The sequence below is a fragment of the Sphingobacterium sp. BIGb0116 genome (assembly GCF_024808035.1).
Lineage (GTDB): Bacteria > Bacteroidota > Bacteroidia > Sphingobacteriales > Sphingobacteriaceae > Sphingobacterium > Sphingobacterium paramultivorum.
This window is the reverse complement of the sequence record NZ_JANUDT010000008.1, coordinates 320,183-344,785: the sequence shown is the minus strand read 5'-3', so window position 1 is coordinate 344,785 and position 24,603 is coordinate 320,183. Positions and strand designations below refer to the sequence as shown.

General features: G+C 39.2%; 28 protein-coding genes. 18 read left to right on the top strand and 10 right to left on the bottom strand.

Going from position 1 to position 24,603, the window contains the following annotated elements; all coding sequences use genetic code 11:
* The first annotated feature begins 57 nt into the window (after positions 1–57).
* Together M2419_RS19555 and M2419_RS19550 are read left to right on the top strand one after the other, a co-directional pair.
* A complete protein-coding gene (locus M2419_RS19555; protein ID WP_046672265.1) occupies positions 58–717 on the top strand; it encodes an ABC transporter ATP-binding protein in 660 nt (219 codons plus the stop codon).
* 97 nt (positions 718–814) lie between these two features.
* Positions 815–1,666, top strand: a complete 852-nt coding sequence (locus M2419_RS19550) for a transglutaminase-like domain-containing protein (RefSeq protein WP_310442314.1) — start codon at positions 815–817, stop codon at positions 1,664–1,666.
* An 8-nt stretch (positions 1,667–1,674) separates the two neighbouring features.
* Here M2419_RS19550 and M2419_RS19545 read toward each other — a convergent pair whose 3' ends face one another.
* Positions 1,675–2,844: a hypothetical protein gene (locus M2419_RS19545; RefSeq protein WP_259255527.1), complete on the bottom strand. Its 1,170-nt coding sequence runs from the start codon at positions 2,842–2,844 to the stop codon at positions 1,675–1,677.
* Positions 2,845–3,023: 179 nt separating this feature from the next.
* Here M2419_RS19545 and M2419_RS19540 point away from each other — a divergent pair, with 179 nt between their 5' ends.
* The 12 genes from M2419_RS19540 (at position 3,024) to M2419_RS19485 (ending at position 13,078) form a co-directional block, all read left to right on the top strand.
* Positions 3,024–3,674 (top strand): epoxyqueuosine reductase QueH, encoded by a 651-nt coding sequence (locus M2419_RS19540; RefSeq protein ID WP_153847204.1) that lies wholly within the window; start codon positions 3,024–3,026, stop codon positions 3,672–3,674.
* 102 nt (positions 3,675–3,776) lie between these two features.
* Positions 3,777–4,313, top strand: coding sequence for a DUF177 domain-containing protein (locus tag M2419_RS19535; RefSeq protein ID WP_153847205.1), 537 nt, complete (start codon positions 3,777–3,779; stop codon positions 4,311–4,313).
* 14 nt (positions 4,314–4,327) lie between these two features.
* Positions 4,328–4,519, top strand: a complete 192-nt coding sequence (rpmF, locus tag M2419_RS19530) for a 50S ribosomal protein L32 (protein WP_046672269.1) — start codon at positions 4,328–4,330, stop codon at positions 4,517–4,519.
* A gap of 106 nt (positions 4,520–4,625) precedes the next feature.
* A complete protein-coding gene (gene plsX / locus M2419_RS19525; RefSeq protein WP_153847206.1) occupies positions 4,626–5,564 on the top strand; it encodes a phosphate acyltransferase PlsX in 939 nt (312 codons plus the stop codon).
* A gap of 7 nt (positions 5,565–5,571) precedes the next feature.
* On the top strand, positions 5,572–6,561 hold the full coding sequence (locus tag M2419_RS19520; protein ID WP_153847207.1) for a beta-ketoacyl-ACP synthase III: 990 nt from the start codon (positions 5,572–5,574) through the stop codon (positions 6,559–6,561).
* A 74-nt stretch (positions 6,562–6,635) separates the two neighbouring features.
* Positions 6,636–7,115 carry an acetyl-CoA carboxylase biotin carboxyl carrier protein gene (gene accB, locus M2419_RS19515; protein WP_153847208.1) on the top strand — a complete coding sequence of 160 codons (480 nt, stop codon included), beginning with the start codon at positions 6,636–6,638 and terminating at the stop codon, positions 7,113–7,115.
* Positions 7,116–7,188: 73 nt separating this feature from the next.
* Positions 7,189–8,544: an acetyl-CoA carboxylase biotin carboxylase subunit gene (gene accC / locus M2419_RS19510; RefSeq protein ID WP_153847209.1), complete on the top strand. Its 1,356-nt coding sequence runs from the start codon at positions 7,189–7,191 to the stop codon at positions 8,542–8,544.
* 76 nt (positions 8,545–8,620) lie between these two features.
* Positions 8,621–9,481 (top strand): twin-arginine translocase subunit TatC, encoded by an 861-nt coding sequence (gene tatC, locus M2419_RS19505; protein WP_153847210.1) that lies wholly within the window; start codon positions 8,621–8,623, stop codon positions 9,479–9,481.
* Between the two features lie 13 nt (positions 9,482–9,494).
* Complete coding sequence (gene rpiB / locus M2419_RS19500) at positions 9,495–9,941, top strand: ribose 5-phosphate isomerase B (RefSeq protein ID WP_153847211.1); 447 nt, start codon at positions 9,495–9,497, stop codon at positions 9,939–9,941.
* A gap of 180 nt (positions 9,942–10,121) precedes the next feature.
* Positions 10,122–11,696, top strand: a complete 1,575-nt coding sequence (locus tag M2419_RS19495) for a M28 family peptidase (protein WP_259255526.1) — start codon at positions 10,122–10,124, stop codon at positions 11,694–11,696.
* A 154-nt stretch (positions 11,697–11,850) separates the two neighbouring features.
* Positions 11,851–12,783, top strand: coding sequence for a DnaJ C-terminal domain-containing protein (locus M2419_RS19490; RefSeq protein ID WP_153847213.1), 933 nt, complete (start codon positions 11,851–11,853; stop codon positions 12,781–12,783).
* Between the two features lie 4 nt (positions 12,784–12,787).
* A complete protein-coding gene (locus M2419_RS19485; protein ID WP_088160304.1) occupies positions 12,788–13,078 on the top strand; it encodes a chaperone modulator CbpM in 291 nt (96 codons plus the stop codon).
* A 22-nt stretch (positions 13,079–13,100) separates the two neighbouring features.
* Here the strand turns inward: M2419_RS19485 and M2419_RS19480 are convergent, their stop codons facing one another.
* The 5 genes from M2419_RS19480 to M2419_RS19460 all read right to left on the bottom strand — a co-directional run bounded on the left by M2419_RS19480 (position 13,101) and on the right by M2419_RS19460 (position 17,413).
* Entirely contained in the window at positions 13,101–13,991 is an 891-nt protein-coding gene (locus M2419_RS19480) for a hypothetical protein (RefSeq protein ID WP_153847214.1), read from the bottom strand.
* Between the two features lie 16 nt (positions 13,992–14,007).
* Positions 14,008–15,741: an energy transducer TonB gene (locus M2419_RS19475; RefSeq protein ID WP_227550264.1), complete on the bottom strand. Its 1,734-nt coding sequence runs from the start codon at positions 15,739–15,741 to the stop codon at positions 14,008–14,010.
* A gap of 30 nt (positions 15,742–15,771) precedes the next feature.
* Complete coding sequence (locus M2419_RS19470) at positions 15,772–16,140, bottom strand: BlaI/MecI/CopY family transcriptional regulator (RefSeq protein WP_075991136.1); 369 nt, start codon at positions 16,138–16,140, stop codon at positions 15,772–15,774.
* Between the two features lie 152 nt (positions 16,141–16,292).
* Positions 16,293–16,697 (bottom strand): alternative ribosome rescue aminoacyl-tRNA hydrolase ArfB, encoded by a 405-nt coding sequence (gene arfB / locus M2419_RS19465; RefSeq protein WP_153847215.1) that lies wholly within the window; start codon positions 16,695–16,697, stop codon positions 16,293–16,295.
* Complete coding sequence (locus M2419_RS19460; RefSeq protein ID WP_153847216.1) at positions 16,694–17,413, bottom strand: DUF1003 domain-containing protein; 720 nt, start codon at positions 17,411–17,413, stop codon at positions 16,694–16,696. The genes arfB and M2419_RS19460 overlap by 4 nt, the downstream gene beginning before the upstream one ends.
* Positions 17,414–17,775: 362 nt before the next feature.
* Here M2419_RS19460 and bshA point away from each other — a divergent pair, with 362 nt between their 5' ends.
* The 4 genes from bshA (at position 17,776) to M2419_RS19440 (ending at position 21,504) form a co-directional block, all read left to right on the top strand.
* Entirely contained in the window at positions 17,776–18,918 is a 1,143-nt protein-coding gene (gene bshA, locus M2419_RS19455; protein ID WP_075991133.1) for an N-acetyl-alpha-D-glucosaminyl L-malate synthase BshA, read from the top strand.
* 74 nt (positions 18,919–18,992) lie between these two features.
* On the top strand, positions 18,993–19,697 hold the full coding sequence (pyrH, locus tag M2419_RS19450) for a UMP kinase (RefSeq protein ID WP_075991132.1): 705 nt from the start codon (positions 18,993–18,995) through the stop codon (positions 19,695–19,697).
* 28 nt (positions 19,698–19,725) lie between these two features.
* Positions 19,726–20,289, top strand: coding sequence for a ribosome recycling factor (frr, locus tag M2419_RS19445; protein WP_075991131.1), 564 nt, complete (start codon positions 19,726–19,728; stop codon positions 20,287–20,289).
* A gap of 231 nt (positions 20,290–20,520) precedes the next feature.
* Positions 20,521–21,504: a sugar phosphate isomerase/epimerase gene (locus M2419_RS19440; RefSeq protein WP_235032947.1), complete on the top strand. Its 984-nt coding sequence runs from the start codon at positions 20,521–20,523 to the stop codon at positions 21,502–21,504.
* Positions 21,505–21,548: 44 nt separating this feature from the next.
* Here the strand turns inward: M2419_RS19440 and purE are convergent, their stop codons facing one another.
* From purE to M2419_RS19420, 4 genes are read right to left on the bottom strand one after another with little or no spacing between them, the layout of a single operon-like run.
* Complete coding sequence (gene purE, locus M2419_RS19435) at positions 21,549–22,058, bottom strand: 5-(carboxyamino)imidazole ribonucleotide mutase (RefSeq protein ID WP_088160297.1); 510 nt, start codon at positions 22,056–22,058, stop codon at positions 21,549–21,551.
* An 8-nt stretch (positions 22,059–22,066) separates the two neighbouring features.
* On the bottom strand, positions 22,067–23,209 hold the full coding sequence (locus tag M2419_RS19430; RefSeq protein ID WP_153847218.1) for a 5-(carboxyamino)imidazole ribonucleotide synthase: 1,143 nt from the start codon (positions 23,207–23,209) through the stop codon (positions 22,067–22,069).
* A 31-nt stretch (positions 23,210–23,240) separates the two neighbouring features.
* Positions 23,241–23,744 (bottom strand): NADH-quinone oxidoreductase subunit B, encoded by a 504-nt coding sequence (locus M2419_RS19425; protein WP_046674041.1) that lies wholly within the window; start codon positions 23,742–23,744, stop codon positions 23,241–23,243.
* Positions 23,745–23,746: 2 nt separating this feature from the next.
* Entirely contained in the window at positions 23,747–24,337 is a 591-nt protein-coding gene (locus M2419_RS19420) for an NADH-quinone oxidoreductase subunit A (protein ID WP_159730482.1), read from the bottom strand.
* Positions 24,338–24,603: the final 266 nt, after the last annotated feature.

The following is a 24,603-nucleotide window of genomic DNA, read 5'->3' as shown; positions in this document are numbered from 1 at the left end:
AAATATGGTTACTAGTAAAAATATAAATACGAATATCTAAGATCTCAATACTAAAAAATGATACAATTAAAAAATTTATTCAAGTGGTATAACGTAGGTGGTACACGCTCATTCGTCCTTAAAGATGTAAGTCTCGATATCGCTGAAGGTGATTTTATCTCCATCATGGGACCTTCAGGGTCTGGAAAATCGACTTTATTAAATATTATCGGTATGCTCGATGAACCTGATGAAGGTGAATATATCTTTATGGGCGAGAATGTATTGGAAATGAAAGCGAAAAAAAGAACGCAACTATACCAATCTCACATCGGCTATGTATTTCAAGCTTACCATCTCCTGGATGAATTGACCGTATATGAAAATATTGAAACACCCTTGATCTATAAGGACATTTCGAGCAAAGAAAGAAAAGCTATTGTTGCCGATATGCTCGATCGCTTTGGTATTGTTGGTAAGAAGGATCTCTTCCCAGCCCAGCTATCCGGTGGCCAACAACAGATTGTAGGTATAGCGCGTGCATTAGCGGGATCACCCAAGTTATTGCTGGCCGATGAGCCTACGGGTAACTTAAATTCCAAACAAGGTGAAGAAATCATGGATCTATTCAAACAGCTCAACGATGATGGTGTTACAATTATACAAGTAACCCACTCTGAAAAGAATGCCGAATACGGCAAAAGAGTTGTCAATATGCTGGATGGTCAGCTCAAATAATTGTATGCCAATTTAACCTGGATAATCCCTACGCAGTACATCAATTACGCTAGGGATTTTTTTAGCTCATATTTCGAATCAATTCTTTAACTTCGTTATGATGAATGAGAGAGAGTTGAAATCGCTTATATCCCTGTTGGACGACACCGACCAACAGATTATTCAGGAAGTGGAACACCAGTTAAAAAGCCAAGGTCCTGAGGTTGTACCCTATTTGGAAAAATTTTGGGAATCAAGCTTCGATCCCAGAATACAGGGGCGGTTAGAGAATATCATTCATGAAATTCAATTTGATCAGACCAAAAACGAGTTACAGATCTGGAACCTGAGTAACTCATTCAATCTACTGGAAGGATTAATTATCCTCAATAATTATCAATATCCTTCTTATCAAGACCACAAGATTATTTTGGCGATAGAGGATCTCAAAACTGAGGTATGGCGCGGTTTGCATTACGACATGAGCCCACTGGAAAAAGTGAACCTGATGAATCATGTTCTTTTTGGCTCCTTCGGCTTAGCAGGAAATACAAAGGATTATCATCACCCACAGAATTCCTATATTGGTCAAGTGCTCGATACCAAACAGGGAAATCCCTTAACCCTATCCTGCATTTATAGTATCATTGCACAAAAATTGGACATTCCAATCTACGGTATTAATTTACCAAAGCATTTTGTTTTGGCGTATATGGATTCGGATGAAGAAGGGAATGAAAATGTGCTGTTTTACATCAATGCCTTTAATCGTGGGCAGGTTATGCAGAAAAGCGATGTAAATTCATTTTTGAAGCAACTGAACCTCAATCCGGATAGAGAATTTACCTATCCCTGCGACAATGTGACAATCATTAAACGAGCTTTACGAAACCTGATGTCTGCCTACGAAGAACATGAAAGTTCAAACAAGCAACAAGAAATCAAAGAGCTTTTCCAGTTGCTTGCTTAAACTGCATGTTAGAAAACATTAGCTTCACGAGCATCTAAAAAGATATAATTAGGTGTCATGGAGCCATAGGTTTTCGCCGCAATATCGGGTTTTACATTGCCTTCGCCTAAGCTAACTAATGGAAAACGCGAAATTGTACGATTCGTTAGATCAGAAACATAAAAGAATTTCCCTTGTTCTGTACGGTCATCAATGGCTATCCCCCAAGGTTTTACTAAGCCTGTATTAGCCCCACCGACAACATAGTCCGGCTCCACGTTCGTTTTATCCGTGGCGCCGCTAAATAAGGTTTTTGGATCTTTAAAAAATAGTACTTCACTACCGGAAGTTACCGCCAACAAGTTCTTTTTGGGAGCATATGACACCGAGCCTAATCCCGTTTTACCATTGATATATACTTTCATCATTGGCGTAAATCTAGTGGAAGCTACAATGGTATCGCGAGCACGGTCGATGAGTTCTTGTTTGAGTTGTGAATATACCGCAAAACCACTTTTATTTTCTGTTCCTTCATTATTAAAACCAATCAGCACCAATTTCTCATTACTATCACTCGTGATGCTGTTCAATAAGGTCAGTGAACTCGGAACAATGGTCCCAAGGTTAATCTGTTTGTCAATGATCGGTGCTCCACCTTTTGAACCTACTTTTCCACTTGGTGTACTTATAGCATATAACATGGAGTTACCTGCTCCACGATTTGTAACAGCCAAAAGAAATGGTGTTGTAACAGATCCAGAAGCACCATTTTGTTGGGCATAAGTATAGTAGCCCAACCCCCTTACATTGGTAAAACCGGTGTATCCAATAGCACCTGCATTACCAGGAATTCCATAGATCTCATTGGCAAATGGAATCACTTGAAGAAAGGTATCCTGTGCCGTAACACTCGCCTGAAAGATAGCCCGGGCAGCAGCATCAAAAAGAATTGGACCACCACCCTTTGCCGGAGAAAGATATTGATAGATATTATCCAAGTTGGTCGTATCAGCCGGATCGATAATCATCATGTTTTTAAGCGCAGAATTGTTCTGGTCGTAATCCAAGAAAGAAACATACAATCTGGAGATCAAAGTAGCCTCTGTTCGCTGAGGTTCATCATCCAGTTTCTTACAGGCTGTGAAACCTATTATACTGGCAAAGAATAGAATAACAAAGGATTGAAATGAAAATTTCATATATTTTTTATTAAAAATAGCGTATTGCGTTAAACATACAAATCTACTAATATATGCAGCATATAAACGAATTTATATAATTCTTTTAAGGACAAACTCGCATAAGTAAAACGGAAATATTTGTCAATTCGCTACTTTTTGATTAAAATTGTCCTTGTTTTTTGTTAGCACATACGATTATGGAAAATAAGGAATTTGTAAGGGAGACGTTGGCATTACCGGGAGAGGGCAAAAAATTACTTTTACACTCCTGCTGTGCTCCTTGTTCAGGAGAAGTGATGGAAGCGCTCATTGCTTCGGATATCGATTTTACAATCTATTTTTACAATCCCAATATTCATCCCCGCAAAGAATATGATTTACGCAAAGACGAGAACATACGATTTGCGGAAAAACATAATATCCCTTTTATTGATGCGGACTACGATGTTGATCATTGGTTTGATTTGGCCAAAGGGATGGAGCAAGAGCCTGAAAGAGGCATTCGCTGCACCATGTGTTTTGATATGCGTTTTGAAAAAACAGCTGAGTATGCGGCTGCGAATGGCTTTGATGTGATTTCAAGTTCGCTGGGTATCTCCCGCTGGAAAAACATGGAGCAGATCAATGATTGTGGTTTACGTGCTGCCTCCCGCCATGAAGGGATGGAGTATTGGACATTCAACTGGCGCAAGAAAGGTGGTTCTGCCCGTATGCTTGAAGTCTCCAAAAAGGAGAAGTTCTATATGCAGGAATATTGCGGCTGTGCTTATTCGCTACGTGACACCAACAAATGGCGTATGGCACATGGGCGCGAAAAGATAGAGTTAGGCAAAAATTATTATGAATAAGCCCTGTTACTGGTGTATATAAAGCTTTGCTTCGGAATATTTAAAAAAATATTTCTATCCTAATGATTTTATACATACCTTTGCAGGCTCAAATGCAAGATTGTGAAACATCTAAAACAATACAGAATTCCCTTTTCGGGGCTCAACGCTGGAAAGCACAATTTTGAGTTTGACATTAATAAAAAGTTCTTTGACTGCTACGAACATTCGATTGTAAAAGATGGCAACCTGAAAGCAGAAGTTGAATTGCAAAAACAAGAAAATCTATTGATTTTGCATTTTGATATCCAAGGCGAAATTCAATTGACTTGTGATACCTGCTTAAAAGAGTTTATGTCACCGATTTCAATTCAAGAACGAATATTAGTCAAATTCACGGATGAAGATTGGACAGATAATACCGAAGAGGTGTTGATCTTATCCAAAAGCGACCATGAGTTGGATATAGCTGAGTTATTATACGAATACATTAATTTAGCTGTTCCCTATTTCGTTAAATGTGAAGAGCAGGGACAAGGCATACAATGTGATCCTGAGATGCTCGCGTTATTTACAAGCGAGCCTGATTCAGAAGAACAAAAAGAAGAAGAAATTATCGACCCACGTTGGGAAGCATTGAGAAATATTAAAAATAACTAAAACAAAAATACGAGATGGCACATCCAAAACGTAAAACTTCTAAATCAAGAAGAGACAAAAGAAGAACACATTATAAAGCTGAAGCTCCAAGCTTGACAGTATGTAAAGAAACTGGCGCAGTTCATTTACCTCACCGTGCGTATACTGTAGACGGAAACTTGTACTACAACGGTAAATTGATCATTGAAAATACAGCTGTTGTCTAAGGTAAACCTTTCATAACACCAAAACATCCCAGACAAGCACTATTTTAGAAATTTGCTTTACTTTGGGATGTTTTTTGCGTATTATTGATTTACTAAATAATAACGGATGAAGATTGGTTTAGATATTTTAGGAGGAGATTATGCTCCTAAAGCAACGATAACAGGTGCTATTGAAGCACAAAAACAGCTTACTGGAGACCAAAGAATAGTCCTTTTTGGTAAAACTGAAGAGACTAAACAATTAATCAATCAAGCCGGAGGAAATTCATCTGACTTTGAATATGTAGAGGCTCCAGAAGTCATTGCAATGGGTGAACATCCAACCAAAGCGATAACTCAAAAACCCAACTCAAGTATTGCGAAGGGATTTGAATATTTAAAAACAAAAGAAATTGACTCATTCGCTTCTGCTGGTAATACTGGCGCCATGCTTGTGGGCTCAATGTTCAGCGTTAAAGCTATCCCAGGCGTATTACGTCCTGCAATAGCATCCATTGTTCCCAAATTAAAATCAGGCTTCGGAATCTTATTGGACGTCGGCGCTAATGCGGACTGTAAACCAGAGATGTTGAACCAATTTGCAATCTTGGGAAGCGTCTTTGCCGAACATGTGTTTAATGTATCCAACCCTAAAGTGGGATTATTGAATATCGGAGAAGAAGAAGAAAAAGGAAACATCCTAACAACCTCTACCTACCCCCTACTTAAAGCCAACGACAAGATTAACTTTATCGGAAATGCAGAAGGCCGTGACCTGTTCAGTGACCATGCCGACGTTTACGTCTGTGATGGATTTACAGGCAACGTCGTCTTGAAACTCGCAGAATCATTTTATGTAGTGACATTGAAAAAAGGTTTTAAAGATGATTTCTTCGACCGATTCAACTACGAGCAGTACGGCGGAAGCCCCATCTTGGGAGTTAATGCTCCTGTCATTATTGGCCATGGTATTTCGACGCCTGAGGCCATTAAAAATATGGTTTTATTTTCAAGAGATATGATCGAGTCTAAGTTCATTGACAGCATCAGATCTATTTTCAATTAGAATATTTATGTCAAAGATTCACGCCGCAATCACGGCTGTAAATGGTTACGTTCCGGATTATATCCTTACTAACAAAGAATTGGAAACAATGGTCGACACCAACGACGAATGGATTGTTTCCAGAACGGGAATCAAAGAGCGTCGCATCTTAAAAGGTGAAGGGCTTGCTACTTCAGATCTTGCTGTACCTGCGGTTCAAGGTTTATTGAAAAAAAGAGGTATAGCTGCTACAGATATTGACCTTATTATCTTTTGTACAAGCACACCAGATATGCTGTTCCCTGCGACTGCAAATATTCTGGCCGATAAAATCGGAGCAACAAATGCATGGGGATTTGATCTTCAGGCTGCTTGTTCAGGTTTCTTGTTCGGTCTGAATACGGGAACACAATTTATCACTGCTGGTACACATAAAAAAGTCCTTGTTATCGGTGCAGATAAAATGTCTTCGGTAATCAATTATCAAGACCGTAATACCTGTATCCTATTTGGTGATGGTTGTGGTTGTGTATTGTTGGAGCCAAATGAAGAAGGAATGGGTATACAAGATGCTATTTTAAAAACCGATGGTTCCGGAGGACAGTTTTTGAATATCAAAGGTGGGGGTTCACTGAATCCGGCGTCGCATGCAACTGTAGATGCAGGATTACATTATGCTTACCAAGAAGGTCGTACGGTCTTTAAATTTGCAGTAACCAATATGGCAGATGTTGCACATGAGGTTATGGTCAAAAATAACTTAAAGGCAGAAGATATTGCTTGGTTGGTACCTCATCAGGCCAACAAACGTATTATTGATGCAACTGCAGAACGTGTGGGTCTTCCAGAAGAAAAAGTGATGGTGAACATTCAAAAATATGGAAATACCACCAGTGGTACTATCCCTTTATGCCTATGGGAATGGGAATCTCAATTGAAAAAAGGAGATAATCTTATCCTTGCAGCTTTTGGCGGTGGTTTCACTTGGGGATCCATCTATTTAAAATGGGCGTATTAATTGTCCATTTTATGGTATAATTTATTACTTTTGACAGTTAGAATTTTTTAGAAACAAACAAAACCTAGAATACTATGGGTATGGATATCAAACAAATTCAGGACTTGATTAAATTCGTTTCAAAATCAGGTGTGAATGAAGTCTCAATTGAAGAGCAAGATTTTAAAATTACAATAAAAACAAATCAAGAGCCTACGTACGTAACAGCTACTGTTCCTGCTATTGCTCCAATTGCTGCTCCTCAAGTTGCACAAGCAGCGGCGCCAGCTCCAGTAGCTAGCCCTGCAGCACCTGCCGCAAGTGCTGAAGCAAACTTGATTACAGTCAAATCACCTATGATCGGTACATTTTACCGTTCGGCTGGACCTGGTAAACCATCTTTCGTCAATATTGGTGATGATATCAATACCGGTTCTGTATTATGCATCATTGAAGCAATGAAATTATTCAACGAAATTGAATCTGAAGTTTCAGGTAAAATCGTTAAGATTTTGGTAGAAGACGCTCAACCTGTTGAGTTCGACCAACCATTATTCTTAGTTGAGCCTAAGTAATTTACAATTACGTAAATGAATACATGTAGCCTCCAAAGGGCTACATTTTTTGCAAACTTCATAATTCAAGACAATGTTCAAAAAAATATTAATTGCAAATAGAGGCGAGATTGCCCTGCGCATTATCCGTACCTGTCGTGAAATGGGTATCAAGAGTGTCGCAGTATATTCCACTGCTGATCGAGATAGTTTACACGTAAGATTTGCGGATGAAGCCGTTTGTATTGGTCCTCCTCCAAGTAGAGATTCTTACTTAAACATTCCGAATATTATTTCTGCTGCTGAATTGACAAATGCAGATGCAATTCATCCAGGATATGGCTTCTTATCGGAAAACGCACGCTTTTCAGCAATCTGTGCAGAATATGGTATCAAATTTATTGGTGCTACTGCAGAACAGATCGAAAAAATGGGTGATAAATCCCGTGCTAAGGATACCATGAAAAAAGCTGGAGTTCCTACAGTTCCGGGATCTGAAGGTTTGATTTCAGGTGTAAAAGAAGGTATTACATTAGCGAATGAAATTGGCTACCCAGTCATCATCAAAGCAACTGCTGGAGGTGGTGGTCGTGGTATGCGAATCATTTGGAAAGACGAAGAGTTCGAACCAGCTTGGGATTCTGCGCGTGTTGAATCTGCTGCTGCTTTCGGTAACGATGGCATCTACCTTGAAAAATATGTAGAAGAACCGCGTCACATCGAATTCCAAATTGTGGGCGATCAATTTGGCACGGTATGTCACCTATCTGAACGTGACTGCTCGATACAACGTCGTCACCAAAAATTGATCGAAGAATCTCCATCACCTTTTATGACTCCTGAGTTGAGAGCTGAGATGGGTGAAGCTGCAGTCAAAGGTGCCAAAGCTGTAAACTATGAAGGTGCTGGTACAATCGAATTCTTGGTTGACAAACACCGTAATTTCTATTTCATGGAAATGAATACCCGTATCCAGGTCGAACACCCTGTAACGGAAGAAGTAATCAACTTTGATTTGATCAAAGAGCAGATAAAAGTGGCCGCAGGAATTCCGATCTCTGGTAAAAACTATGAACCAGGAATGCATGCGATTGAATGTCGTATCAATGCGGAGGACCCTTTCAACAATTTCCGTCCTTCACCAGGTAAAATCACCAACTTCCACTCACCAGGTGGACATGGTGTACGTGTAGATACACATGTTTACTCTGGTTATTCAATTCCGCCGAACTATGACTCGATGATCGCTAAATTGATCACTGTGGCACAAACACGTGAAGAGGCCATCTGTACTATGGAGCGTGCATTGAGCGAATTCGTCATTGAAGGGATCAAAACAACCATTCCTTTGCATTTGAGATTGATGCGTGACCCTAACTTTAGAGCCGGCAATTTCACAACAAAGTTTATGGAAACTTTCGACCTAACGGAATATCCAGCAGAAGATTAAATAAAATTATCTTTACATACATAAAAAATACCATTCTTTACAATAAGAATGGTATTTTTGTTTCCAAACAATTTTTATGAGTACACCTAATTCGAAAGATCTAATACAAGCTATTAAAGATAAAGGGAAGAATATAGAAGCAGAAATGTCTTTTTTTGACCACCTTGAGGTTTTGAGATGGCATTTGGTCCGTTCAGCAATTGCGATCTGTATCTTTGCAGGTATTGCCTTTACATTCTACGATTTCGTATTCAACGATATCATCATGGGGCCAAAGAATCTAAATTTTTGGACCTATCGCATGATGTGTAAAGCCGCAGATGCTTTCAATTTAGCGGACTTCTGTGTCAAGAAAATCCCCTTTAATATCATCAATACCGAACTAGCAGGTCAATTTATGCTTCAGATAAACTCCTGTTTATTGATGGCCTTGATGATGGGCTTCCCTTACCTTCTTTTTGAAATCTGGTTATTTGTAAAACCAGCATTGACCGATGTAGAAAGACGGTCTGCACGTGGTTTTGTCTTTTACGCTTCTTTATTGTTTATCTTAGGTGCACTCTTCGGATACTACATCGTTGTACCCTTATCCATCAACTTTTTAGCAAATGTATCCCTAAGTGATGAAATCGTCAACCAGATTACTATTGATAACTACCTTTCTACGATATCAACGTTAACATTGGGCTGTGGGATTGTTTTCCTACTTCCAATACTGGTATTTATCCTCTCGAAAATAGGCATTATGACCCCTGAATTTATGCGGGCCAGCCGTCGTTATGCAACTGTAATTATTTTAGTGATAGCCGCTATCATTACACCTTCTGCAGATGTGATCACCATGTTGACCGTTGCAGCACCAATGTTCTTATTATATGAGATCAGTATCATGGTTTCTGCGGATGTCAAAAGAAAAAAAATAGCACAAGAAAAATAAAATAACAATAAAAATGAGCAGCGTAAAGAAAATTGCGATTGGAAGTGACCACGCGGGTTTTGAATACAAAACAGCTTTGGTAAATTTTCTAAATGAACTGGGATATGAAGTAACAGACTTTGGAACAAATTCTCCAGATTCAGTTGATTATCCAGATTTCGCACACCCAGTTGCATCAGCGGTAGAAAACAAAGAAGCTGATGCTGGAGTCTTAATTTGTGGAAGTGCAAATGGTGTTGCTATCACAGCGAATAAACACCAAAATATCCGTGCTGCGATCTGTTGGTTGGAGGAAATTTCGGCCTTAGCCCGTCAGCATAATGATGCGAACGTCGTATGTATACCTGCACGTTTTATTGACCTTGACCTTGCTAAAAAGATCGTCAACACATTTATGAACACGGAATTCGAGGGTGGACGTCACGCTAACCGTGTAAACAAAATAGCTTGTAGCTGTTAATAAATTAACATTTTTTAAGAAGCGGATGAAAGGTAAACTACACTTTTCATCCGCTTTTTTTTATATATTGTGCAGATACTGACACCTGTTATACGAATTAAGCAGATGATGCTCGCTTAATCCGGTTAATTAGAATTACAAAAATAAAGCGTTGAAAGTCGCACTAGTAAAAAATAAACAATGAAAAAAATATACAACCTGCTTTGGATCGCATGCTCCCTGATGAGCTGTGCAAAAGCACAGGACGTAAACAGTAAATATGCGGATGAAATCACAGTAGAATCTACACAGAAGCATCTGCGCACATTAGCTTCTGTCGATTTTGAAGGCCGAGGGACCGGCCAAAAAGGGGGGCGCCTGGCAGCAGAATATATTGCCAATGAATTTAAAAAATATGGCCTTAGTGCGCCTGTCAATGGATCCTATTTCCAACCCCTGCAGCTAATTCGCAACAGCTTTAAGGTAAAGCAATTTAGTATTAACGATAGACCATTCCAGCATGGTAAGGACATTTTTGTCATTGGCAACAATGAGAACAAGTTCTTCGAAAGCAATGAAATTGTGTTTATTGGCTATGGCATAGATGATCCCAAGTATTCGGATATCTCAGGCATGGATCTCCACAATAAGATTGTTATGTTGATCAATGAAAATGAGCCAACAGATGAGAAAGGGAATTCATGGATTACCAGCAAAAAGACTGCTTCGGACTGGGCAACAACCCGAAATAAAAAAGTCAAAGAGATCCTTAAACACAGTCCCAAAATGGTACTAGCCATCAATAGTCAGCTGTCTCAACTTTTGGAGGATGCAGGAGACCGTGCTATTGAGGGCCGTTATAATTTGGCGGTGGACCAACCCGCGCCGGAAAAGTCGCCGATGATCCCTGTGGTCAATATTACAGACCATGCAGCAAATTATATTCTAAACCTAGCGAGAACCAATCTTGCTACTGTGGTTGCAAAGATTAATCGTACGGGACAACCGAATTCCTTTGCTATTTCAACAAATTTTAAAGCTGAGTTTGGCACCAATGCGGCTCCTTTAGCCGATCCTAATATTCTTGGCTACCTGGAAGGAACAGATAAAAAAGACGAAATCATTGTGATCGGGGGCCACTATGACCACGATGGAATAGATTCCAAAGGAAATATCTTCTTTGGGGCCGATGACAATGCCTCGGGCACAACAGCTGTCCTTGAGTTGGCACGTGCTTTTTCTAAAGCTAAATCAACCGGAAATGGCCCACGGCGCAGTATTTTGTTCATCACCTATGCGGCAGAAGAAAAAGGTTTACTGGGTTCCAAATTCTATACAGAAAATCCCATATTTCCATTGAAAAACACCGTTGCCTGCATTAATATTGATATGATCGGCCGTGTTGACGACAAACATCTCAAAGGTAATCACGATTATATCCATGCGATCGGTTCAGATAAATTGAGCTCGGAGTTATATCAGATCAATAAAAATGAGAATGAAAAAAATACGAAACTGGAGATTGACTATATGTATGACAATCCAAAGGATCCTATGCGCCTCTACTATCGCTCCGATCATTATAACTTTGCCAAGAAAGGTATACCATCTGTGTTTTACTTTTCGGGCTTGCATCCGGACTACCACACGCCTGCAGATACCTATGACAAGATCGACTTTCCATTGATGGTTAAACGTGAAAAGCTCGCATTTTACACCGCATGGCAAATAGCCAATCGAGAAAATCGCCTGGTGGTTGACAATAATAAAGAGTAAGGTCAAATTATCGGCTGTAATAAGGATTACTTTATACTATATAAAAAAGCAAGTAAATGATTGTTTACTTGCTTTTTTATGTATTAAAATGACCTTTAGCATAAACCTTTTATCCACAATTATTGTTATCTTTAATACAAAACAAGTATAATTTATGGCTTTTGTAGATTACTATAAAGTGCTTGGCATTGATAAAACAGCTTCAGCTGATGAGATCAAAAAAGCATATCGAAAACTAGCCCGTAAATACCACCCTGATGTCAACCCCAATGACAATGAGGCCAAACAACGATTTCAGGAGATTAATGAGGCAAATGAAGTATTATCCGATCCCGAAAAGCGCAAAAAATATGACCAATACGGTGAACATTGGCAACATGGAGAGGAGTATGAAAAAGCGCAGCAACAATACCGTCAGTCCCAATCCACCGGAGGAAATCCATTCGGAGCTGGGGGAAATCCATTTGGTAGCGGCGGTTCCCACGAGTACACTGGAAACTTTGATGATGGGCAATTCTCGGATTTCTTCGAACAGATGTTTGGCAGCAGACGCGGGGGAGGCCGCCAAAGTACATTTCGTGGGCAGGACTTTAATGCTGAACTCAGCTTAACCTTACAAGAAGCTTACACCACACATCAACAGACCTTCAATATCAATGGAAAAAGTATCCGCATCACGATTCATGCTGGAGTGGAAGATGGTCAAAAAATCAAACTGAAAGGGTATGGCAGTGAGGGCATCAACGGAGGACCAAAGGGAGATCTCTATATTACAATTAATATCACACCAGATGCCCGTTTTAAACGCCAGGGGAATGACTTATACACTACACTTGATGTAGACCTTTATACAGCTATTCTAGGCGGCGAAGTGACCTTAGATACATTCGGCGGAAAAGTTAAACTGAAAATTAAAGCCGAAAGTCAAAATGGCGCAAAAATGCGACTTAAAGGAAAAGGATTCCCCTTATATCGCAAGGAAGGTGAATTTGGCGACCTGTATGTCACATTGAATATCCAAATGCCCAATAATCTGTCTGCCGAGGAAAAGGCATTGTTCCAACAGTTGAAGGATTTAAAACAATAATCTTATGGAAACGACACTCATTAAAGTCATTGACTTCTGCCAGTCAAGAAAGGTTGAAACAACCTTTCTGCAAAGCATGGAGGAATACGGACTCATACATATTGTCATTCAACAAGAAGAACAATATATTGATGAAGAGGAGCTCCAAAAATTGGAGCGTTTTTCAAATCTCTATTATGACCTTGAAGTAAACCCTGCAGGAATTCAGGTTGCTAGCCATCTATTGGAAAAAGTTGAGCAGCTCCAAAATGAAATTTTGCATTTAAAGAATAAATTGAAAGCCCTGGATTATTGATCCAAGGCTTTCAATTTATTCTTTAGAATTCGACATCCCGCTCTGTATTCACCTTAGTCTGCCAAACAATTTTGTCTTGCAATGTGGTATACAGAATTTCATAATCCCCTTTACAGGTCACAAAGGACCCATAAAAATCTCCGGGCTTCATCACGCGGTAAACAACCAGTTTTCGTTCTCCGCCAACTTCACCATAAGCTTTCATTAACATATAGCCTGTTTTATTCACCTTTTCTTCAGGGATTTTATAATCCAAATGTGAACGGCTACTACCATCATCGGGGCATAAAATCTCTGTGCGGCTCGGGGTAAATTTATAACGGTCGCGATACATAGCAACATTAGACATGACCACATCCTTCGCCCACGCGATATCGGTAAAATCCTCAGGGAAGAGAAAGATCAGCGACACCATTTTCTCTTGCCAAAGGCGTCCATTAAACGGAATTACAAAATGAAGCAGCTTTTGTCCCTTAAAAGTTGTAGTCGTATAAAAATATCGCCCTTCCTTATTTTGCTCCCGTTGAAAAGAACTTAAATCAAGTAGGTGATTTTTCTTCCCTTTTACATTTGGCGAGTTGTTCACTACAGCAAGCATGTCATACTGATATTTTCCTTCCAGATGTCCAGAAAACAAAACCTGATACGCGGTATCTGAATAGCGTAAATGGCGCAATACACGACGAAATCGATTGTCAACCTGCTTTGCATTAATTGGATTAGTCTTACCTTGCCAATTTTTCTCCTCCATAATATCATCCCCGAGGAATACGGTGAGCTCTTTGTTAATATTAACAAAATACTCATCTCCTTGTACAGCAAAACCGTTGGGAACCACTTTATAGGACTTACAGGACGAAAGCATGGCCAAAACCACAATAAAATAGAAAATTTGAATGAATCTGCTCTGCATATTTATGATCTAATCTTTACTTCTTTAAATTTAAACGAATCGGCAATGTGTAAGCAACTCGCACCGGTTTACCGTTAACTATCCCCGGCTTCCATTTTTTTGCACCTTTTAAGAGCTCCAATGCCGCCTCTTTGGTTCCATAACCAAGATCTTTTTTTACATCAAAATGGGATAAACTACCATCCTTTTCGACAATAAAAGCCACTTCAACAATACCGTTAACACTCCGTTTAATTGCTGCTTCAGGAAAAACAAAATTATCGCCTACCCAGATCATAAAAGATCGCATTCCCCCAATAGGTGTTGGTTGCACCTCAACTTTATCAAAAGTTACTAAATCGGACTGAAAATCCAACGAAAGATTCCAGCGGTCGCGTTCATCTTCCGTCCTTATCGCTTTTACTTCCTTGAGTTGTTTTTCCGTCTCTTCACCAGATTCAGCGCCGGGGAATGAATGAGATGACATCCGAACCTTTCTGCCCAATGTGTCGGTTTCCTCCCAATAATAAGTTGTTTTTCCGCCAACGGTAACGGGTAAGGAAAGCAGCGATCGAACGACTTTCCCATTGACGATTGCAGGTTTCCATTTCCCACTTGCTTTTATACCATTTTCCACAGCTGATGCTAGGCCATAGCCCAAATCATTCTTAGCCTTTATATAGCTCAACTCACCATTTTTCTCCACGATGGCTGTGATGACAATTACCCCGATCACATTATTCTTGATAGCTTCATCACTCACTTGAATTCTACTGCTCAATCCCATGACATACTTTTTCATTCCTCCAACTGGAATGGCCAATACCTCTGGATCTTTGTAGACCTTCCTGTCTTCATTTACCTGTTCGTTTTTTAACTCCTCAGGTTGGTTCGATAATGTCTGCTCATCAGTCACAGTTAACCTATTGACGCTTTCTTCAACATCCGCTACCATATCCTTGGCCCTACTCGTATTAAAGACCAACGTAGACCCCGCTACCACCAATAGCATGGGCAACACAATCACATATAACAAGCGTTGCCTTTGTACAGATTTAACTTTAAATAACATCGTGATGCGCTGCTTTAAAAAAGAATGGTTGGAAAACTCATGTGAAAAAGCCAATTGATCTGTACGTAATGCATGAGCAACCAGCATTTCTGCATAAGCCACTTTATCGGTCGAGCAAATTTCATCAACAATATACTCGTGTTGAAACCTTATTTCCTTTTGAAAGAAATACACAACAGGATTGAACCAATTGAAAATTTTGAGCAGCTCAATCAACACCAAATCGTAGGAATGTCCCTGCGCAGTATGGACCTGCTCATGCCATGCAATATTCTCCTTGTTTTTAATCGATTTTCCAATCACGATCCTATTAAAAAAAGAAAAACTCAGGTATTCAGGAGAAGAGCGCAATACCCGAACAAGTTGCCTGATGCGTATCACCAGGAAAAAAAAGGCGACTCCCACTCCTATCCAATAAATCTTGGTAAGAATATCCAACAGAAAAAGAGGTTTTTCTTCGATCGGGCTCCCGATTTCGACATCCATATATGTTCCTAAATCGACCTGTGGAATATGATTGGAAATCATCTCTGTCTTGGGCAATTCAATAAAAATACCCACGGGAGCTAATAAAGAGAATGCAACCATTCCAATCAGATAGATCCGATTCCATTGAAAAAAAGTAAGTTTTCTAAAAATCAGTTTGTAGAGCACAAAACTGATAATCAATGAAACATTGACAATCAATAAGTAAATCATAATCAAAAGTTTATAAAAGAGTATTGGTTGTTATTTATTACGTTCGATGATGGACAAGATGTCATCAAGTTCTTTGATGTCCAACCTATTCTCCTCCAAAAAATAAGAGAGCATACTTTTGGGCGAATTATCAAAATAATTGGTTAATAACTTACCTGTAATACCTTTCTTATACTCCTCTTTTGAAATCTTTGGTAAATATTGATGACTTTTACCAAAAGATTCATGCGTTACAAAGCCCTTCGTTTCAAGAATACGAACGATGGTCGAGACCGTATTGTAGGCCGGTTTCGGTTCCGAAAGTCGATCAATAATCTCTTTGACAAAGCCACGGCCCATCTCCCAGAGCTCTTGCATAATCTGCTCCTCAGCTTTCGTTAACTCTTTAAAATCCTCCATAACTCCTCAAGAATAAAATAAATACCTGAATAATAAATCAATAGACAAGGTATAACTAAAAACATAGTTTTACAACTAATAAATTAGTTCAAACATAAACAAACTGACAATCAGCGTATTATTTTTTTCTTTAATCTGTAATGTAGTCATTTTTATTCATCGAAATTCTTTTTCCTTGAAGCTTTCAATTGAGATTGTTGCTTCTTTCGATCCAGCCTTTTAAGAACACTCGAATACGGAGTTTTGGTTTTCTTACGAGGTTTTGCTGGCACAAGTGCGGCCGTCAATATACGCTTAAAGCGATCGATTGCGATTTCTTTATTACGGACCTGCGACCGATCGATATCGCATTCCAATTGCAGTATTCCTTCTTTATTTATACGATTTGCCAACGCGGTGAAAACCATTGCTTTTTCTTCAACAGAAACAGCTGTCGATAGCGCAGCATCCCACTGCAGCAATACTTTCGATGACACCTTGTTTACATGTTGTCCACCTGCTCCACCCGACCTGGAAAACTTAAACGTAAGTTCTCCTATTACTCCTTCTAAATTCATTTATTTTTAAATGCTTCTTCTATTTTTTCCATCTTTTTTAATAGAAAGCTCAATTTTTCCACTTGATCCCGTTGAACTTCGACAAGTTCTTGTTCTTTGCGGATAATGAGATGATCTATTTTTTCATGTAATTCCCTGATTTCGAGTTCAGCTTTTAAGTTGACCATATAGTCATTTCTTGCGCGTTCACGGTCCTTATCTTCCTGTCTGTTTTGACTCATCATAATAACTGGAGCTTGCAAGGCCGCTACACAGGACAAAATCAAGTTAAGTAAAATAAAGGGATAAGGATCAAAGCCTTTATTATTTAGCCAAAAGAAATTGGCTGCAATCCAAACAATCAAAAATAAGATAAAGGAAATAATAAAGGTCCAGCTTCCGCCAAACTCAGCCACTTTATCTGCAACCCGATCTCCTACGCTGACTGGCTCCTTATTATCTCCGTCTAAACTTGCACTGATTACTTTATTTTCCTTAAAGCTATTGATTACCTGTTGGTCCAATTGACTTAATTGCCCCGACTCATCCTTCAAAAATTCGGAGATATAAGTTTCCTTAAATCGTGTCAACTCGCTTGCGGCGATATACTTGTCCTTACTAAAACTTGGATATTCCTTTTTTATCAGCTTGAAAATAGGTTGTCGGATTGAAGCCCCCAAAATACGTTGCTCTGAAGGAAATTGCTGTCCTGAAATATCACTTATAAAGTTATCCATATACCGATTTAATGTCTATTTAAAGATAGTGCTTTTTAACCAATCAAAAAATTCACAAAACTATGGCAATTGGTTTTTGTTATTTTACGCATAAATAGTCGAAATTTGCAACACAAAATTCATGAATAAGCGTTATCAATTTTTCATGTTAGCATGAAATAATTTAAAAAGACAATTGTTAAGGTAAATAACTTGGTCGGCGCCTCATGAATAAAAATAGTTTATATGTGATAGACGTCACATGTCTTGGACGACAACACGCAGAATACTAACATTAGGTTCCTTGGAGCCTTTAAACACAAATTAAACAGCGCGTATAACGGGATGCCGTTAAAAATATACGCTCAGACATAATTACGCAGATGAAAATAGGAATTGTTTGTTATCCCACCTTTGGTGGAAGTGGTGTTGTTGCAACCGAACTAGGAAAGGCCTTGGCCGCTAATGGACATGAGATCCATTTTATCACCTACCGACAACCCGCACGTCTGGATTTCTTCTCTGAAAACCTATACTACCATGAGGTAGCTGTTTCGCAGTATCCACTTTTTGACTTTCTACCCTATGAATCTGCATTAGCCAGCAAACTGGTTGATGTTGTTCGTTTTGAAAAGTTGGATTTGATTCACGTCCACTATGCCATTCCACATGCATCGGCGGCATTTATGGCAAAACAGATCTTACTCACTACGTATGGCATTAATATTCCTGTAGTAACGACCTTACATGGTACAGATATTACACTGGTTGGTAAAGACAAGAGTTTTAGTCCTGTTGTTACATTCTCCATCAATCAATCCGATGGCGTAACTGCGGTATCACAGAATCTGAAAGATCAAACGCTCCAATACTTTGACATTACCCGAGACATCAAAGTGATCCCAAACTTTATTGATCTGGACAGATTCAGCAATAAAGATCGGTCACATTTCAAAAAAGCCATCGCACCGGGCAATGAACGTATATTGGTTCATACCTCCAATTTTAGGAAAGTTAAAAATACAGAAGATGTTATTCGTATTTTTAAGAAAGTACATGATGTAATCCCTTCCAAATTATTAATGGTAGGTGATGGTCCAGAGCGTCGAAATGCAGAGGAACTATCCAGAGAACTTGATGTATGCAAAGACGTACGTTTCTTGGGGAAACAGGATGCAGTAGAAGAAATATTGTCTGTATCGGACCTTTTCCTGATGCCTTCAAGCTCGGAAAGCTTCGGTCTAGCGGCCCTAGAAGCCATGGCCTGTCAAGTTCCAGTGATCTCTTCCAACACCGGTGGTTTACCTGAACTGAATGAAAACGGTATCACTGGATTTCTCAGTGCTGTAGGTGATGTTGATGATATGGCGAAGAATGCAATTTATATCCTTGAAGATGGGGAACGCTTAGAGAAGTTTAAAGAAGCAGCATTAAATCATGCAAAAAGATTCCAATTGTCTAATATTATGCCTTTGTATGAGCAGTATTACCAAGAAGTCATTAATCAAACAATAAAAGCACAATAAATATCACTTTAAGGCTTAAGGGATGAAAAAAATATTTTATCTTTGACCTTTGGAAAATTTCCAAAAAAACAATTATGAAATACAAACGTATCTTATTAAAACTTAGCGGTGAATCCTTAATGGGTGACCAAAGCTATGGTATCGATATTAACCGTGTATCACAATACGCTAATGATATCAAAGAAATTCACGATCAAGGTTTAGAAATTGCAATTGTTATCGGTGGCGGTAATATATACCGTGGTCTAAGCGCTGAAAAATCAGGCATGGACCGTGTTCAAGCAGACTATATGGGCATGCTTGCCACAGTCATCAACAGCATGGCTCTTCAAGATGCGCTTGAGAAGGTTGGGAAAAAGACACGTTTGCTTACTGCGATCAAAATGGAGCAAATCTGCGAACCATTTATTCGTAGAAGAGCCGTTCGCCACTTGGAAAAAGGCCGTATTGTTATTTTCGGAGCTGGTACTGGAAACCCATATTTCACGACAGATACTGCTGCATCTTTGCGTGCAATCGAAATCAATGCAGATGCTGTATTGAAAGGAACACGTGTAGATGGTATCTATACTGCCGATCCTGAAAAAGATCCTAGTGCAACAAAATTTGAAGAAATATCATTCACAGAGGTTTATGAGAAAGGATTAAATGTCATGGATATGACTGCCTTTACCCTTTGTCAAGAAAACAAATTACCGATCATTGTATTTGATATGAACAAACCTGGCAATTTATTAAAACTTGCCAATGGTGAACATGTCGGAACTGTGGTTAAATAATTTAAATCTGTAAAAAACGTAATCTTATATGAACGAACTAATTTCAATTGAATTGGACGATTGTAAAGACAAGATGTCCAAAGCAGTTGCTCACACCGAATCCGAATTAACTAAAATTCGTGCCGGTAAAGCTTCTCCATCTATGTTAGATGGAATTTCAGTAGACTATTATGGTAGCGCCACTCCGCTTTCACAAGTGGCCAACATCAATACAACTGATGCACGGACTATTGTCATTCAGCCTTGGGAAAAATCGCTTATCAACGCAATTGAAAAATCTATCACAGACGCCAACCTAGGAATCAATCCGCAGAATGACGGTATCGTTATTCGTCTAAATGTTCCTCCTTTGACAGAAGAAAGAAGACGTGACCTGGTTAAAAAAGTAAAAGAGGAAACTGAAAAAGGCCGTATTGGTGTTCGTAATATTCGTAAGGATGTCAACGAATCCATCAAAAAATTAAAAAATGACGGTGCTTCAGAAGATGAAATTAAAACTGCCGAAGGTGAGGTTCAAAAGTTAACGGATGCATTCATTGTAAAAGTTGATAAATTGGCTGAACTGAAAGAAAAAGATATCATGACTGTTTAAGTGTTCCTACTTGAATAGAAAAAAGGTCTGAAAAATATTCAGACCTTTTTTATTGGTATGAAGACCGCCCCACTTCTCACCTAAAACGGACTCTTACCGCCCCACAATACCTAATCTCTCCGAAGATTTTATAGTTTATAAAATCAACATACTCTTCAAAAATATTCCTTGTTGCACCATTGATTTCTGAACAAATAATTGTACATTGTACACTAACAAGTAATCAATTATATGATGAACAATTCTCGCCGTCAATTTTTAAAGCAAGCTGGAATAGGTCTTTCGGCAGCTTATCTAGTGCCCAACTTTATATCTTGTCAAAATAAAGCCGGTGCAATCAGCGACAATCCATTACAGAATATAGGCGTACAGCTTTATTCCATCCGCGATTTAATGGATAAAGATCCGAAAGGATCTTTGGAACAAATTGCCAAAATTGGGTATAAACATGTTGAGCTCTATGGTATAGACGCCACAGCCAAGCAGTTCTGGAAATTGCCCTACAAAGAGTTGAAGAAAATATTGGATGATAACGGTCTAAAAACACATTCAGGCCATTACGACATGTCCAAATACCTAAGTAAAGCCCACACCGACAAAGAAGACCTTACAGTTTATTTTGATGCAGCAAAAGAGCTTGGTCAAGAATATGTAATTGCTCCTGTAACACCGATGTTTGATCTGAATGCATTGAAAAAAGACGATTATCTCTATGCTGCGGAACAATTAAATAAAGCTGGTGAGCAGGCTAAAAAGCTGGGCTTAAAAGTTGCTTATCACAACCATTTCTGGGAATTCAGGGATCTCGGAAATAATACAACTGGAGAAGAGGTAATGCTTGCATTTACTGAGCCCGACCTGGTCGATTTTGAATTAGATCTTTTCTGGGCAGAGAAAGCGGGTAAAAATCCGATAGCACTCTTCGAAAAGTTTCCGAATCGTTTTAAACTTTGGCATGTCAAGGATATGGATAAAACAAAATCCAATCCTATTGAATGGCCCAAAGATGGGAAATTGCCGATTGAGCAAATCTTCAATGATATCAAGTATACCGAAGTGGGGACCGGAAGCATCAACTTCCCTGAAATCGTTAAAGAAAGGAATAAAGCCGGACTTAAATATGCTTTTGTTGAGCAAGACAATATCTATATGCCAAATAAGATGGAAAGTCTCAAAAAAAGCTACGACTATGTACAGGCAAATCTTACAAAATAAAAAAGGGAGCAATGCTCCCTTTTTTATTTTGTAAGATTGTCAGCTTAAAATTCGGTATCTTCTACCTCTACTGCGGTCTCGATTACTTTTCTCGCCAACTCTTCTTTAAATTCGATGATATTCTTGCTGATTGTTTCATCATGTGTACCAAGAATCTGAGCAGCCAATATACCTGCATTCTTCGCAGCATTTAAAGCGACAGTTGCTACAGGAATACCATTGGGCATCTGAAGAATGGAAAGTACCGAATCCCATCCATCAATGGAATTTGATGATTTTACAGGCACGCCTATCACAGGTAAATGTGTAATAGAAGCAACCATTCCAGGCAAATGCGCCGCACCACCCGCTCCAGCAATAATAACTTTCAAACCACGAAATGCTGCATTTTTCGCATAATCAAACATACGTTGTGGCGTACGATGTGCTGAGACGATCGTTACCTCAAATTCCACCCCAAGGGCTTTGAGCACATCTATAGCATCCTGCATAACAGGAAGGTCTGATTTGCTTCCCATGATAATGCCTACCTGGGCCTTATTATTGACTGACATAGTATTGTTTAAGCTTTAACTTTTAATATTTCTTGTACTTTTCTTGCATTGGAGATCGCTTTCTCCCGATCATCATTGATGATACAAACATGGCCCATCTTGCGGAATGGCTTCGTATATTTCTTCCCATATAAATGGATATATACGCCTTCCATTGCCAACACCTCTTCTACTCCCTCATATTTGGCCAATCCTTCATAGCCAGGTTCACCTAACAGGTTAATCATAACGGCATTCGTTCTGCATCTGGTATCACCTAACGGTAGATTGAATATAGCCCTTAAATGCTGCGCAAATTGCGACACATAATTACCCTCTATTGTCTGGTGACCACTATTATGAGGGCGCGGCGCCAATTCGTTGACCAAAATATCACCATTTTTCGTTAGGAACATCTCTACAGCCAATATACCTACGACCTGCAAATCATCGGCAATCTTTTTTGCTATCGCCTCTGCGCGTTGTTGAATCTCTACACCATACAAAGAAGGCGCAATCAAAAATTCCACCAAGTTAGCCTGAGGATTAAATTCCATCTCCACCATTGGAAATGTAGACACCTCCCCCTTATCATTCCGGGCAACAATGACCGCAATTTCCTTTTCAAAATCTACCCATTCTTCAATTAAGCTAGCTTCTTCGAACGCCTCTTGTATATCCTGTTGGGTAACAATCTTCTTCACCCCTTTTCCATCATATCCATCCTTACGCAATTTCTGGATATACGGTAAGCTTAACGAGGCATTTACTAAATTATCCTTATTGGATATCAATTGAAACGCCGAAGTTGGTATATCGTTTTGTTTAAAAAATTGCTTTTGTAGACCTTTATCTTGAATCAGACGAATGATACGTGATTGTGGGTACACGATTACTCCCTCGCCTTCCAGTTTCTCCAAAGCATCTACATTCACCTTCTCGATCTCGATGGTGATCATGTCCAAATCCTTACCGAAATTATAGACCGTTTCAAAATCGCCCAATGAACCACATTCAAATTTATTGCACAACTTGCGACAAGGAGCATTCTTATCCGGGTCCAATACATGAACGTTTATATTGTAATTAATGGCTTCCTGGATGAGCATTCTTCCCAGTTGACCACCGCCAAGAATACCCAATTGCAATTCACCATAAAAATCTTTTGCCATAATTGATTTAAAATCTTATAAAATTTATCTTTTAAGCTTTTCCGCTGAACAATTGCTCACCTAACAAGCTTTCTTTGTCTATCTTTTTTTGCAACTCGATAAAAGCACCAATTAGTGCCTCGGGACGTGGCGGACATCCCTGGACATAAACATCCACAGGGATAACGCGATCTACCCCCTTGACCACATGATAACCATGCTGCCAATATGGACCACCACAGTTGGAGCAAGAGCCCATCGAAATAACATATTTAGGATCTGGCATCTGTTCATATAGTTTCTTGATACGATCGGCCATCTTAAAGGTAACCGTTCCAGCAATAATGATCACGTCGGATTGCCTTGGAGAAGGCCTTGGGAATACGCCCATCCGATCTAAATCGTAAGTTGAAGCCATTGCCCCCATCATTTCAATGGCACAGCAAGCAATACCAAAGCTCATAGGCCACATCGAAGATAATCTTGCCCAATTCAGCAAATCATCTAATTTGGCAACAATAACACCATTATTCTGCAATTGACTATCTAAACTCATGCTTACTCAGGTTTTTTAAATCGAGGTTTAAAGGCTGGTTTCGGCGTCGACACCTGTTCATCTACCGTTGTTTTGTGTGCGACAGTTTCATCTACAACAAGTGCAAAATCACGCACCTGATAAGTCTTACTATTCAGGCTCGCATAGGCGCTATCCGGAATAGGTACAGGAACTTTAGGTAAGGACACATTCGGTTTAACCCATTCTAAATCACCCTTTTTCCAGACAAAAACCAATCCTAGAATTAAAATACCAATGAACATAGCCATTTCTATCATGGTAAACCACCCCCATCTTCCATCTGCCGCAATATATTCGGACTGTCCAAATACAGTGGCCCATGGAAAAATAAAAATAAGCTCCACATCAAAAAGTAAAAATACGAGGGCGATCACATAAAACCGTGGATTAAACTGAACCCAAGAAGAACCAATGGGATCCTCACCACATTCGTAGGTACCAGATTTGATGGGATTATTCTTTTTCGGAGAGATTAAACGTGCAAGAAAAATGGTCGCACAGACTAACAGCGCCCCTATCAGAAGAATGATAAGGATTTTGCCGTATTCCGATAATTGCGCGGGGTCATCCATAATAATTACAAATTTAACAAATATTTCGTTCACTCGGGTGAGGAACTTGAAATTACGAATTATTTCTTTAAAAACAGTTCGAATTTTGCGGAATCAACCACCAGTATCCTGTCCGCAAGTAACCTAGATTCATCTTGCACAGCGCATAATAGAAACGAAAAAATTAATCAAAAAGGCAATACAATGATCAAAACCTTCATGACTTCGCAGACACCAACAGCAATGAAAGCGGACTGAAGGTTCTTTTTGGCCAATAAGATCAGACA

What these genes read in the sequence shown, in the direction of transcription:
- M2419_RS19495 (WP_259255526.1), top strand. Translation starts at nt 10,122, where the DNA reads ATGAAAAAAATATACAACCTGCTTTGGATCGCATGCTCCCTGATGAGC.
- M2419_RS19520 (WP_153847207.1), top strand. Translation starts at nt 5,572, where the DNA reads ATGTCAAAGATTCACGCCGCAATCACGGCTGTAAATGGTTACGTTCCG.
- M2419_RS19460 (WP_153847216.1), bottom strand. Translation starts at nt 17,413, where the DNA reads ATGGATAACTTTATAAGTGATATTTCAGGACAGCAATTTCCTTCAGAG.
- M2419_RS19425 (WP_046674041.1), bottom strand. Translation starts at nt 23,744, where the DNA reads ATGAGTTTAGATAGTCAATTGCAGAATAATGGTGTTATTGTTGCCAAA.
- M2419_RS19545 (WP_259255527.1), bottom strand. Translation starts at nt 2,844, where the DNA reads ATGAAATTTTCATTTCAATCCTTTGTTATTCTATTCTTTGCCAGTATA.
- purE (WP_088160297.1), bottom strand. Translation starts at nt 22,058, where the DNA reads ATGTCAGTCAATAATAAGGCCCAGGTAGGCATTATCATGGGAAGCAAA.
- M2419_RS19470 (WP_075991136.1), bottom strand. Translation starts at nt 16,140, where the DNA reads ATGGAGGATTTTAAAGAGTTAACGAAAGCTGAGGAGCAGATTATGCAA.
- M2419_RS19440 (WP_235032947.1), top strand. Translation starts at nt 20,521, where the DNA reads ATGATGAACAATTCTCGCCGTCAATTTTTAAAGCAAGCTGGAATAGGT.
- bshA (WP_075991133.1), top strand. Translation starts at nt 17,776, where the DNA reads ATGAAAATAGGAATTGTTTGTTATCCCACCTTTGGTGGAAGTGGTGTT.
- tatC (WP_153847210.1), top strand. Translation starts at nt 8,621, where the DNA reads ATGAGTACACCTAATTCGAAAGATCTAATACAAGCTATTAAAGATAAA.
- frr (WP_075991131.1), top strand. Translation starts at nt 19,726, where the DNA reads ATGAACGAACTAATTTCAATTGAATTGGACGATTGTAAAGACAAGATG.
- M2419_RS19475 (WP_227550264.1), bottom strand. Translation starts at nt 15,741, where the DNA reads ATGATTTACTTATTGATTGTCAATGTTTCATTGATTATCAGTTTTGTG.
- M2419_RS19480 (WP_153847214.1), bottom strand. Translation starts at nt 13,991, where the DNA reads ATGCAGAGCAGATTCATTCAAATTTTCTATTTTATTGTGGTTTTGGCC.
- M2419_RS19550 (WP_310442314.1), top strand. Translation starts at nt 815, where the DNA reads ATGATGAATGAGAGAGAGTTGAAATCGCTTATATCCCTGTTGGACGAC.
- M2419_RS19430 (WP_153847218.1), bottom strand. Translation starts at nt 23,209, where the DNA reads ATGGCAAAAGATTTTTATGGTGAATTGCAATTGGGTATTCTTGGCGGT.
- rpmF (WP_046672269.1), top strand. Translation starts at nt 4,328, where the DNA reads ATGGCACATCCAAAACGTAAAACTTCTAAATCAAGAAGAGACAAAAGA.
- rpiB (WP_153847211.1), top strand. Translation starts at nt 9,495, where the DNA reads ATGAGCAGCGTAAAGAAAATTGCGATTGGAAGTGACCACGCGGGTTTT.
- accB (WP_153847208.1), top strand. Translation starts at nt 6,636, where the DNA reads ATGGGTATGGATATCAAACAAATTCAGGACTTGATTAAATTCGTTTCA.
- M2419_RS19555 (WP_046672265.1), top strand. Translation starts at nt 58, where the DNA reads ATGATACAATTAAAAAATTTATTCAAGTGGTATAACGTAGGTGGTACA.
- plsX (WP_153847206.1), top strand. Translation starts at nt 4,626, where the DNA reads ATGAAGATTGGTTTAGATATTTTAGGAGGAGATTATGCTCCTAAAGCA.
- M2419_RS19540 (WP_153847204.1), top strand. Translation starts at nt 3,024, where the DNA reads ATGGAAAATAAGGAATTTGTAAGGGAGACGTTGGCATTACCGGGAGAG.
- pyrH (WP_075991132.1), top strand. Translation starts at nt 18,993, where the DNA reads ATGAAATACAAACGTATCTTATTAAAACTTAGCGGTGAATCCTTAATG.
- M2419_RS19485 (WP_088160304.1), top strand. Translation starts at nt 12,788, where the DNA reads ATGGAAACGACACTCATTAAAGTCATTGACTTCTGCCAGTCAAGAAAG.
- accC (WP_153847209.1), top strand. Translation starts at nt 7,189, where the DNA reads ATGTTCAAAAAAATATTAATTGCAAATAGAGGCGAGATTGCCCTGCGC.
- arfB (WP_153847215.1), bottom strand. Translation starts at nt 16,697, where the DNA reads ATGAATTTAGAAGGAGTAATAGGAGAACTTACGTTTAAGTTTTCCAGG.
- M2419_RS19420 (WP_159730482.1), bottom strand. Translation starts at nt 24,337, where the DNA reads ATGGATGACCCCGCGCAATTATCGGAATACGGCAAAATCCTTATCATT.
- M2419_RS19490 (WP_153847213.1), top strand. Translation starts at nt 11,851, where the DNA reads ATGGCTTTTGTAGATTACTATAAAGTGCTTGGCATTGATAAAACAGCT.